Annotated in this window: 11 protein-coding genes; 3 read left to right on the top strand and 8 right to left on the bottom strand. The window is 72.8% G+C overall.

What is annotated here, in order from left to right:
- A partial coding sequence (locus tag HUX53_RS21435; protein ID WP_176405007.1) for a hypothetical protein occupies positions 1-310 on the bottom strand: 310 nt, incomplete at its 3' end.
- 243 nt (positions 311-553) lie between these two features.
- Here HUX53_RS21435 and HUX53_RS21430 point away from each other — a divergent pair.
- Positions 554-1054 (top strand): hypothetical protein, encoded by a 501-nt coding sequence (locus tag HUX53_RS21430; RefSeq protein ID WP_176405006.1) that lies wholly within the window; start codon positions 554-556, stop codon positions 1052-1054.
- Between the two features lie 64 nt (positions 1055-1118).
- On the opposite strand, the gene HUX53_RS21425 is transcribed toward HUX53_RS21430, so the two are convergent.
- The 3 genes from HUX53_RS21425 to HUX53_RS21415 are packed head-to-tail and all read right to left on the bottom strand — an operon-like array spanning position 1119 to position 3937.
- Positions 1119-2168, bottom strand: coding sequence for an ABC transporter substrate-binding protein (locus HUX53_RS21425; RefSeq protein ID WP_176405005.1), 1050 nt, complete (start codon positions 2166-2168; stop codon positions 1119-1121).
- 22 nt (positions 2169-2190) lie between these two features.
- Positions 2191-3102: an ABC transporter permease gene (locus HUX53_RS21420; protein WP_176405004.1), complete on the bottom strand. Its 912-nt coding sequence runs from the start codon at positions 3100-3102 to the stop codon at positions 2191-2193.
- On the bottom strand, positions 3092-3937 hold the full coding sequence (locus HUX53_RS21415; protein WP_217919709.1) for an ABC transporter ATP-binding protein: 846 nt from the start codon (positions 3935-3937) through the stop codon (positions 3092-3094). Before HUX53_RS21415 ends, HUX53_RS21420 begins: the two co-directional genes overlap by 11 nt.
- A 159-nt stretch (positions 3938-4096) precedes the next feature.
- On the opposite strand from HUX53_RS21415, the gene HUX53_RS21410 reads away from it, so the two are divergent.
- Together HUX53_RS21410 and HUX53_RS21405 are read left to right on the top strand one after the other, a co-directional pair.
- Complete coding sequence (locus HUX53_RS21410; RefSeq protein WP_217919708.1) at positions 4097-5728, top strand: sensor histidine kinase; 1632 nt, start codon at positions 4097-4099, stop codon at positions 5726-5728.
- Complete coding sequence (locus tag HUX53_RS21405; RefSeq protein WP_176405003.1) at positions 5725-6390, top strand: response regulator; 666 nt, start codon at positions 5725-5727, stop codon at positions 6388-6390. The genes HUX53_RS21410 and HUX53_RS21405 overlap by 4 nt, the downstream gene beginning before the upstream one ends.
- On the opposite strand, the gene HUX53_RS21400 is transcribed toward HUX53_RS21405, so the two are convergent.
- The 4 genes from HUX53_RS21400 to HUX53_RS21385 form a co-directional block, all read right to left on the bottom strand.
- Positions 6339-7319 (bottom strand): ATP-binding cassette domain-containing protein, encoded by a 981-nt coding sequence (locus HUX53_RS21400; protein WP_176405008.1) that lies wholly within the window; start codon positions 7317-7319, stop codon positions 6339-6341. The two genes, HUX53_RS21405 and HUX53_RS21400, sit on opposite strands and share 52 nt — an antisense overlap.
- Positions 7320-7330: 11 nt before the next feature.
- Positions 7331-8149 (bottom strand): ABC transporter permease, encoded by an 819-nt coding sequence (locus HUX53_RS21395; RefSeq protein WP_309237356.1) that lies wholly within the window; start codon positions 8147-8149, stop codon positions 7331-7333.
- Positions 8142-8930: an ABC-2 family transporter protein gene (locus tag HUX53_RS21390; protein ID WP_176405002.1), complete on the bottom strand. Its 789-nt coding sequence runs from the start codon at positions 8928-8930 to the stop codon at positions 8142-8144. The genes HUX53_RS21395 and HUX53_RS21390 overlap by 8 nt, the downstream gene beginning before the upstream one ends.
- A 98-nt stretch (positions 8931-9028) precedes the next feature.
- Complete coding sequence (locus HUX53_RS21385) at positions 9029-10567, bottom strand: M1 family metallopeptidase (protein WP_176405001.1); 1539 nt, start codon at positions 10565-10567, stop codon at positions 9029-9031.
- Positions 10568-10691 lie beyond the last annotated feature (124 nt).

Below are 10691 nucleotides of genomic sequence, written 5' to 3'. Positions count from 1 at the left end.
TGTTGTGTGTGCTGATTCCACGTCCTACGAGCTTCTCGCCTTGCGTCTTCGTCGGCAGCGGCAGATTGGGATAAGAGACGTCGGCACGGGCGCGGTCAGCGCGCCGAGCGGCGCCCGTGCCGAGCAGCCACACCACGAGCAGCGCGGAGGTCGGCGGCCGGATCAGCAGGCCGAGGTGGTAGATGAGCGTCCACGCCGCGAACAGCACCGTGATGCCGTCGGTGGCGCCGTCCACCAGCCGTGTCGTCCGGGTCTCGCCCGGCCGGTCGCCGCCCCCCGTGGTGGTGACGCGGTCCAGGAGCTGGACCATCCGATCCCCCTTCGCACGCGTGCGCCCATTGCCGTCACGCCTGCCGGCGGGGGGACCGGGGAGCGGCGGAGCGCAGTGCCCCATGTGATCTTGCGCTACATGTGCGACGCCGTACCCGGGGACGGAGTTCACATGCATTAGTACGGATCTACTGCGCCTTGCCCGATTCGCATGTTGTGATTGGGGCGCTGTCGGAATGAGGCGCGCCCGGTGCCGGGCGCGTGCGAATGGAAGTGATGCGCGGTGCGCCATGCGTTCGGCTTCGTCCTCGGCGTCCTGCTGACGCCCGCGCTGGTGTACGGCGCGGCGTGGGGCTACGTGCAGGCCGGCCGGTCCTTCGACGGGACCGGGCAGGAGATCACCGACCGCACCCGCATCTACGGGGCGTTCGCCCTGCTCGCCGCCGTGGGCCTGGTGATGGGCGTGATCATCGTCGCGCGGTGGGCGTCGCCGCTGGTCTCGCTGGTGCCCGCGCTCGCGCTGCTCGGCCTCTCCGCCTGGTTCCTGGTCGACCCCGGCCGCGTCCTCGACCTGCCCGGCAAGGTGCCGCCGGCGGGCGACATGGACTTCGGGCTGCGCATGCTGCTCGGCTCCGGCCTGTACGGGATGATGGGGCTCGCGCTGCTGATGCCGTCGTGGGCGCCGCGCCGCTGGAGTGGCCACCGCGACGAGGACGCCGCCGACATGGACTTCTACGCCGCGATGGACCGCGACGACCGGCCCGCCGACCGGCGGATGCGCTGACGGGCGCGGAAGGTCTGACGGGCCGGGCCTCCGCGCAAGGCCCGGCCCGCGTCCGGTCGTCCGGTCAGGACTGCTTCGCCTTGGTCACGAACTGGGTCGTGTACGTCTTGGCCAGGTCGATCTGGTCCTTCTTCTCACCCACCTCCGGGGAGAACTGCGCCAGCACCTTCAGGACGTTCTCGGCGGCCTCCGGCTTCATGACGCCGTCCCCGTTGAACATGCTGATCGAGTCGCCGATCGCCTTCTCGTACAGCTCCGGGTCGCCGCCCGCGTAGTCCTTCGGCATCTTCGCCGCGATCTCCGCCGGCTTGTGCGCCTTGATCCAGCCGAGCGTCTTGACGAACGCGTTGGCGAGTTTCTGCACGGTCTCGCCGTGCGACCGCACGTACGCGCAGTCCATGTAGAGGGAACTGGACGGGTACAGCCCGCCGAGCGCCTCCCGGGTGCCCTCCTCGGTGCGCATCTCGACCATGACCTTCGCCTTGCCGGTGCTGACGAGCTTGGCGATCGTGGGATCGGTCGTCATGCCGGCGTCGATGCCGCCGTTGTCCATCGTGGAGATGAACGTCTGGCCCGCGCCCGCCTTCACCGTCGTGTAGTCGGACGTCTGCACGCCGTTCCGCACAGCGAGCGCGCGGGTGATGAAGTCGGTGGACGATCCCGGGCTCGTGACGCCGAGCTTCTTGCCCTTGAACCCGGCCGGGGACGTCAGCGAGCCGGCCTTCGACGCCGCGACCATCTCGGCCTCGCCGGGGACGTCGGCCATCTGCACGACGCTCTCCACGCACTTGCCCTTGGTCTGCAGGTGGATGGAGTGGTCGTAGAAGCCGACGACGGCCTGCACGTCCCCGGCGATGAGCACGTTCTCGGCCTGCGCCCCGGCGGGCTCGGTGAGCAGCTGGACGTCCAGGCCCTGCTCCTTGAAGTAGCCGAGCTGCTCGGTGAGCTTGGCGGGCAGGTAGATGACCTTGTCGATCCCGCCGACCATGATCTTGACCTTGCCGCCGGACGCGCCGTCCCCACCGGAGTGGGAGTCGCGGCAGGCCGACAGGGCGGACAGGGCGGTGAGCGCGGCGAGCGCGGCGGCGCTCACCCGCACGGTGGTGCTGGGCATGGCGGTTCTCCTGATGGGGGTGTCAGATCTGGATGTCGTGGCCGGAGACGGCGGGGCGCCAGCGCAGCAGCCGGCCCTCCAGCAGCGTGAGCAGGTACTCCGCGAGCAGGGCCAGCACGGTGATGATGATCATCCCGGCGTAGATCCCGGCCGCGTCGAAGACGCCCTGCGAGTGGTTGATGAGCAGGCCGAGGCCCCTGTCGGCGCCGGTGTACTCGCCGACGATCGCGCCGATGATGGCGAACCCGAACGCCGAGTGCAGGGACGCGAGGATCCACGACGTGGCGCTCGGCACCACGATCGTCCACAGCACCTGCAGCCGGCCGGCGCCGAGGATCCGCGCGTTGTTCACCAGGTTCCGGTCCACCTCGCGGGCGCCCTGGAAGGCGTTGAAGAACACCGCGAAGAACACCAGCACGAACGCCGTCGCGATCTTCGACTGCATGCCGAGGCCGAACCAGATGATGAACAGCGAGGCCAGGATGATGCGCGGGATCGCGTTGACGGCCTTGATGAACGGCGCGCACACGTCCGACAGGAACCGGCTGCGGCCGAGCACGATGCCGAGGACCACGCCGCCCGCCGCGCCGAGCGCGAAGCCCGCGACGGCCTCCTGCAGCGTGACGGAGATCTGCTCCCAGATCGACCCCTGCGAGGTGCCGTCGGTGAACCAGCCGACCAGCCGCTCCCAGATCTTGGACGGCATCGAGTAGTAGAACGGGTCGATCACGTGCCGGGCGGCCAGCTCCCACGACCCGAGCCACGCCGCGACGAGCGCGACGCGGACGGCGTTGATGCCGAGGGCGCGGCGCAGCCCGGCGGTGCGCGCCCGCGCGATCGCCGCCAGCTCCCCGCGGTCACCGGTATCGGCCGCCCGCGCGGCCGGCGCCTTCTCGATGGTCGCCGTGGTCTTGGTCTCCGCGTCACGCGGCATTGCCGGCCCCTCTCTCGCGGGTGATCTGGACCTCTTCGCGCAGCGAGTCCCAGACCTCGCGGTAGATGTCGAGGAACTCGCCGGTCAGCCGGACCTCCTCGGCGTCCCGCGGCCGGTCGAGCGGCACGTCGAACGTGCCCTTGATGGTCGCGGGCCCCGCGGTCATCACCACGACCCGGTCGGACAGGACGAGCGCCTCCTCCAGGTCGTGGGTGACGAACACGACGGCGGCGCCCGACCCCGACCACAGGCGCAGCAGCTCGTCCTGCATCAGGCCGCGGGTCTGGACGTCGAGGGCGGAGAACGGCTCGTCCATCAGCAGCACGGACGGCTCGTTCACCAGGGTCTGCGCGAGCGCGACGCGCTTGCGCATCCCGCCCGACAGCTGGTGCGGGTAGTAGCCCTCGAAGCCCGCCAGGCCGACCCGCGCGACCCAGTCGCGGGCGCGGTCGCGGGCCGCGCGCCTGGACGCGCCCCGGTAGCGGGGGCCGGCCGCGACGTTGTCCAGGACGGACCGCCACGGCAGGACGGCGTCGTTCTGGAACATGTAGCCGACGCCGTCCGGGATGCCGTCCACCTCCCTGCCGTGGACGAGGATGCGGCCCTCGGACGCCGGTTCCAGGCCGGAGACGAGGGACAGGGTGGTGGACTTGCCGCAGCCGGTCGGGCCGACCACGGCGACGAACTCGCCGGGACCCACGCACATGTGCAGGTCCCGGACGGCCGTGTGCACGCCGCCGGCCGACCGGAAGCGCTTGGCCGCGCCGTCCAGTTCGATCAGCGGTCCGGCGGGCCGCTCGGGGCTCTGTTCTTGGGGCAATGCTCGTTCGGACACGGCGGCACCGTACGAATGTGGCGCCCGTCACCGGAACCCTTGCCCGCGATGTGCTCGCAAGCCGCGAATCCCCACGTTAACCGCGTTATCCGGACTTCTGCGCGTTCTGCTCACCGGGGGGCTGGGCGGCCGGGCCCGCATGGATTACCGTGACACGTCATGTCCGTCCGGCCCCGCATCTCCTTCGCCCGGCAGGTCCTGATCCTCCAGGTCGGCGTGGTCGTCGTGGTGGCCGTCCTCGGCTACGGGCTGGTCGCCTGGATGCTGGACGGCCGGCTCCGCGACCAGTACGGCCAGCGGGCGCTGACGGTGGCGCGCACCGTCGCCGTCGACCCGGAGATCGCCGACGCCGTCGCCGCCGGGGATCCCGGGCACATCGTCCAGGACCGGGCCGAGCGGATCCGGGTCCGGACCGGGGCGCTGTTCGTCGTGGTGACCGACAGCCGCGGCATCCGCTTCTCCCACCCCAACCCGAGCCGGCTGGGCGAGCACGTCAGCACCGATCCGTCCGACGCGCTGGCCGGGCGGGAGGTCGTGCGGGTCGAGCGCGGCACGCTCGGCCTGTCCGCGCGCGGCAAGGTGCCGCTGTACGGGCGGAACGGGCAGATCCTCGGCGAGGTCAGCGTCGGGTTCGACGCCCGCGCGATCGACCGGGAGCTCGGGCACGTGCTGCGGGAGATGTCGCTGTTCGTCGCCGGCGCCGTCCTGCTCGGCGTCGCCGCGTCCGTCGCGATCGGCCGCCGGCTGAAGCGGCAGACGCTCGGCCTGGAGCCGTACGAGCTGGTCGAGCTCGTGCACGAGCGGGAGGCGGTGCTGCACGGCGTCGGCGAGGGCGTCGTCGCGGTCGACTCCGCGGGGCGGATCGCCGTCTGCAACGACGAGGCGTCCCGGCTGCTCGGCGTCACCCCAGAGCCGGGCGCGCCCGCCGGGGACCTCGCCGCCGCGGGGACCACGCTGCGGGACGTCCTGACCGGCGAGCGCGAGGCCGCGAACCTGTTCGTCACGGCGGGGGAGCGGGTCCTGGTCGTCAACCGGCGGGCGGTCCGCCGGGACCGCCGCGACCTCGGCGCCGTCATCACGCTGCGCGACCGCACCGACCTGGAGACCCTCGCCCGCGAGCTGGACTCGGTCTCCACCCTCTTCGACGCCCGCCGCGCGCAGCGGCACGAGTACGCCAACCGGCTGCACACCCTGTCCGGCCTGCTCCAACTCGGGCACAGCGAGGAGGCCGCCGAGTACGTCGGGACGCTGATGGACGACGCCGCCCGCCGCGCCCCCGCGCCCGACAACCTCCCCGACCCGCTGTCGGACCCCTACCTGCGCGCGTTCCTGTCGGCCAAGGGCGCGGTCGCCGCGGAGAAGGGCGTCCGGCTCGACATCGGCGCCGGCAGCTACGTCCCCGGCCGCGTCGCCGACCCCCTCGACGTGACGACCGTCGTCGGCAACCTCGTCGACAACGCCGTCGAGGCGGCCCGGCTCGGCCACCGGCGGCCCGCCCGCGTCGAGATCGAGCTGCTCGGCGACGGCCGCGACCTGCACGTCACCGTCACCGACTCCGGCGACGGCCTGCCGGACGGCCTCCGCGACGCCGTGTTCGACGACGGGATCTCCACCCGCGACGCCGCCTCCGGGCGGTCGCGCGGGCTCGGCCTCGGGCTGGCGCGCCGCACCGCCCGCGCCCGCGACGGCGACGTGACGTTCGTGGACGCCGGAACGGCCGGGCCCGGCGGAAGTGGAGCGGTGGCCGTCGCCCGGATTCCGGGCGTTCTCGGCGCGGAGGCGATGCGGTGATCGATGTTCTGGTGGTGGACGACGACTTCCGGGTCGCGCAGGTCCACGCGGGTTTCGTGGCGGGGCTGCGCGGCTTCACCGTCGCTGGCCTCGCGCACACCGCCGCGCAGGCCCGGGCCATGGCGGCCGACCTGGAGCCCGCCCTCGTCCTGCTGGACGTCTACCTGCCGGACGGCTCCGGCCTGACGCTGCTGCCGGAGCTGGGCGCCGACGTCATCATGGCGACGGCGGCGGCCGACCCCGGCGTCGTGCGGGAGGCGCTGCGGCACGGCGCCCTGCACTACCTGATCAAGCCGTTCACCGCCGCCGCGCTGGGGGCCCGGCTCACCGCCTACGCCCGGTACCGGGAGGCGCTGTCCGGCGGGAACGAGCTGACGCAGGCCGCGCTGGACGGCGCGGTCCGCGCCCTGTACGCGCCGCTGCACGGCCAGCCGCCCGCCCCGAAGGGCCAGTCGCCGGTGACGACGCGGCTGGTCAGCGACGCGCTGCGGCGGGCGGACGCGCCCCGCTCCGCCGCCGAGATCGCCGACCAGGTCGGCGTCTCCCGCGCCACCGCGCAGCGCTACCTCGCCGCGCTCGCCCAGGCCGGGCGGGTCGTGGTGACGCTGCGCTACGGCGCCACCGGCCGGCCCGAGCACCAGTACGCGTGGTCGCCCCGGTAGAGCCCGGCGAGCACCTCCTCGATCCCGGCCTCGCGCAGCGCGATGTCGCGGATCTCGTGGTCGCGGGTCAGCGCCGCGACGACCGCCGCCGCGTTCGCCGAGCGCGGCAGCCGCAGCCACTGCCGCGGCCCCTCCACCCGCTCGGCCTCGATCCCGTCCAGCGTGATCGGCGGGCCCGGCCGGGCCAGCTCCACGATGAGCAGCCGGTCGGCGGCCACGGTGCGGCGCAGCTCGTCCAGCCCGCCGTCGTAGGCCAGCCGCCCGTGGTCGACGATCATGACGCGGCGGCAGAGCCGCTCGATGTCGCCGAGGTCGTGCGTGGTCAGCAGGATCGTGGTGCCGCGCTCGGCGTTGACGCGTTCCAGGAACTCCCGGACGGTCGCCTTGCTCACCACGTCCAGGCCGATCGTCGGCTCGTCCAGGACGAGCAGCTCCGGGTCGTGCAGCAGCGCGGCGGCGAGGTCGCCGCGCATCCGCTGGCCGAGGCTGAGCTGCCGGACCGGGGTGTCCAGGAACGGCTCCAGCTCCAGCAGCGCGGTCAGCTCGGCGAGCCGCGCCCGGTGCGCCGCCGCCTCCACCCGGTACAGCCGCCGGACGAGGGTCAGGCTGTCGCGCAGCGGCAGGTCCCACCACAGGGTCGTCCGCTGGCCGAACACCACCCCGATCCGGCGCGCGAGCACGGTGCGCCGCCGCGACGGGTCCAGCCCGCACACCCGCAGCGTGCCGGACGACGCGGTGAGGATCCCGGTCAGCATCTTGATCGTCGTGGACTTCCCGGCCCCGTTCGGGCCGAGGTACCCGACGAACTCGCCCGGCTCGACGGTGAACGACACGCCGTCCACCGCGCGCACGGTCCGGCGCGCCCGCCGCAGGCCGCCCGAGCGGGTCCGGACGGTGAACGACTTGACGACGTCCGCGGCCTCGATCATCGGCACCGGCATCAGCTCCCTGTCGATCGGTAGTGCCGCAGCCCCGTCCGCCACGCGACCGCGCCCAGCGCGCACACCAGCACGGCCACCGCCGGCGAGGCGAACCGGGCCGCCGCCGGCAGCCCGAGCGGGTCGGGGCGGTCCAGGACGTACAGCGCGGGCTGCCAGTTGACGAACGCCAGCGGCACGACGAACGTCACCCCGCGCACGAAGTCGCGGGCGAACATGGTCATCGGGTACTGGGTGAGGAACGCGCCGCCGTAGGTCACCGACTTGCTCGCGCCGTGGCTGTCGACCAGCACGAACTGCACCGCGCCGGTCAGCACCCACAGACCGCCGAAGATCGCCGTCCCGCACAGGACCATGACCGGGACCATCGCGACCCGGCCGGGCGTCCAGGCCACGTCCGCCTCCGCCAGCGCGTACGCGAGGACGAGCACGGCCGGGACGAGCTTGCCGAACCGCCGGGGCGAGAACTCCTCCGTCGCGATCTGGACGAGCGGGCTCACCGGCCGCACCAGCATCGCGTCCAGCGTCCCCTGCCGCACGTGGTACCCGAGCCGCTCGGTCGTGCCGAGCACGATGTCGGAGATGCCGAACGCCAGCGCGGACGTCCCGTACAGGAACAGGACCTCGGGCGCCGCGAACCCGGCGATGCGCGGGGCGTGCGCGAACAGCAGCAGGATCGCGGCCGCGTCCAGCCCGGTGACGGCCGCCGTCGTCAGCGCCAGCAGCACCATCGACACCGGGTACTGCGCCGCCGCGCGGATCCACGTCCAGGCGAGCAGCCCGTACATCCGCACCGTGCCGGTCAGCACCGGGTCAGCCACCGTGCACCACCAGCTTCCGCCTGGCGGCCCGCGTCAGCAGTGCCCCGGCCCCGAGTAGCGCCAGCGCCCACGCCGCCTGGAAGGCCAGCGCGCCGAGGAGCCCGGCGCCGGTGTGCCGGCCGAGGAACACGTCCGCCGGCACCTGGATCTGCGCGGCCCACGGCAGCGCCTGCGCGATGTCGCCGAGTCGGCCGGGGAAGACGACCAGTGGCAGGATCATCCCGGAGAAGAACAGCGACATCACGAGCGTGACGGCCTGCAGGCCGCGGTCGTCGTGCAGCCAGAACATGCCGAGAGCGACCAGGTACCGCAGCCCGAAGCCGACCGTCACCGCGAGGACGAGCGCGACCGCGAACGCGGCGAGGTTCGCCGGGGCGGGCGCGCGGAACGGGAAGACCAGCGCGCCGGCCAGCAGCGGCGGTCCGGCGCGCAGCAGCAGGGAGCCCGCCGCGCGGCCGAGGTCGTCGGCCAGCCACCAGCCCTGCAGCCCGACCGGCCGGTACAGGTCGATCGCGACGTCGCCGTTGCGGATGCGCTCGGTGAGGTCCATCCCGCCGAAGATCTGCACCGGCCCGATCAGCGCCTGCGTGATGAAGCAGAACGTGACGGCGTCGGCGGCGTCGTACCCGCCGAGGGACGGCCGGACGGCCCACAGCGCCAGCAGGACGTACGCCCGCATGAAGCCGAAGACGGTGTTGGTCAGCGACTCGGTCAGCGAGCCGAGCGGATACGCGGTGTGCCGCCGGAAGCCGTACCACCACACCCACGGAAGGACCCCCACTTGCCGGGAGCCTAGAGATTCCGGCGGGTGCCCACCAGGTATTTCGGCACAGAACGGGCCCCGGCGGGCAGCCCGCCGGGGCCCGTCCGCACGCGGGGTCAGTCCTGCGGGATCTCGGGCTTGATGGGGGAGTAGAGCCAGTCCTTGAAGAACCCGCTCAGGTCCTGGCCGGAGATCCGCTGCGCCAGCGACGTGAACTGCGCGGTGTTGCCGTTGCGGTACTTGTGCTGCGCGTACCAGGTGCGCAGGAGGGTGAAGAACTCGTCGTCGCCGATCTTCTCCCGGAGGAACTGCAGCATCATGCCGCCGCCGTTGTAGACGCGGTCGTTGAACATGGTGTCGCGCTGCGGGTCGGCGGTCAGCACCGACCAGAACGGGCGTCCCTCACGGTCGGGGAACGGGCGGGCGGCGTAGGTGGCGCGGGCCGCGTCGTGGACGGTCCGCCCGCCGTTCACCTCCGTGTAGTACCAGGCGGCCCAGGTCGCGAAGCTCTCGTTCAGCCAGACGTCCTTCCAGCGCTCCGGCGACACCGCGTCGCCGAACCACTGGTGCGCCAGCTCGTGCGCGATCGTGCCGGTGCTGCGGACGGCGGAGTACACGGGCTTGCTCTGCGTCTCCAGCGAGAACCCGAGCGGCTGCCCGTTGAAGCGGGCGTCGTCGGCGATCGCGCCGGTGCTGGCGAACGGGTACTTCCCGAACGTCTTCGACCACAGGTCGGTGACCTCGCTGGTGGTGTCGTAGAAGAAGTCCACCGCGTCCGGCTGGCTGGCCAGGAGGACCGGATCGACGGCCGTGTAGTTGGGGACGCCGCCCGGCGTGCGGCCCTGCTTCACGTCCCACTTGCCGATGTCGATCGTGGTGAGGTAGCTCGCCATCGGGCTGTCCTCGCGCCACTTGAACACCTCGGCGCGGGTCCGCTCGGCGCGGCGGCTGAACGAGGCGGTGGCGGAGCGGTGCCCGTCGGGGCGCCCGTTGGCGACGACCGTCAGGCCCGCCGGGACCGTGATCGTGTAGTCGTAGGTCGCCTTGTCGCTCGGATGGTCGTTGACCGGGAACCAGGTGCGGGCGCCGTTCGGCTCGCCGCCGACGAACGCGCCGTCCGGGGTGTGCAGGAACCCGTACGGGGAGCCGAACACGATCGGGGAGCCCACGATGGTCTGCGGCACGCCGCCGTACTTGACGACCGCCCGGAAGACCGACCCCTTCCGCAGCCCGTGCCGCGGCGTGATGATCAGCTCCTGGCCCTTGCGCTCGTAGCGGGCCCGGTGCCGGTCCACCCAGATCCGCTCCACGTCCATGCCGGACAGGTCCAGGTCGAACCGCGACAGGTTCTGCGTGGCCCGCGCGGTGATGGTGACGGTGCCGTCGAGCTGGTCGTAGTCGGGGTCGTAGCTCAGGTCGAGCGAGTAGTGCCGGACGTCGTAGCCGCCGTTGCCCTCCAGCGGGAAGTAGGGGTCGCCGACTCCGGGGGCGCCGGGGGTGAAGTGACCGTGACCGTGGCCGTGGTGGTGGCCGTGGCCGTGCCCGTCCGCGGAGGCGGCGGGCGCGAACGCGACGACGCTCACGGCGGCGACGGCGATCGGGAGCATCCGCCCGGGGATCGCCCGGGACCGGATGGACCGGGGGTGACGCGCCATCAGGGATCCTCTCTGCGAGTGATCAACTAGCGCGCTCACGATGCGCCGATTATCGGCCGCTGTCGAGATCCCTAGCCGCATGTGGCCGGGACGCGAGGGACCGGCGAGGGTCGCGGGAGGGGCG

The sequence above is a fragment of the Actinomadura sp. BRA 177 genome (assembly GCF_013372625.1).
Taxonomy (GTDB): domain Bacteria; phylum Actinomycetota; class Actinomycetes; order Streptosporangiales; family Streptosporangiaceae; genus Spirillospora.
Note: the sequence above shows the minus strand (reverse complement) of the source record. Positions and strands in the feature narration are given on the sequence as shown.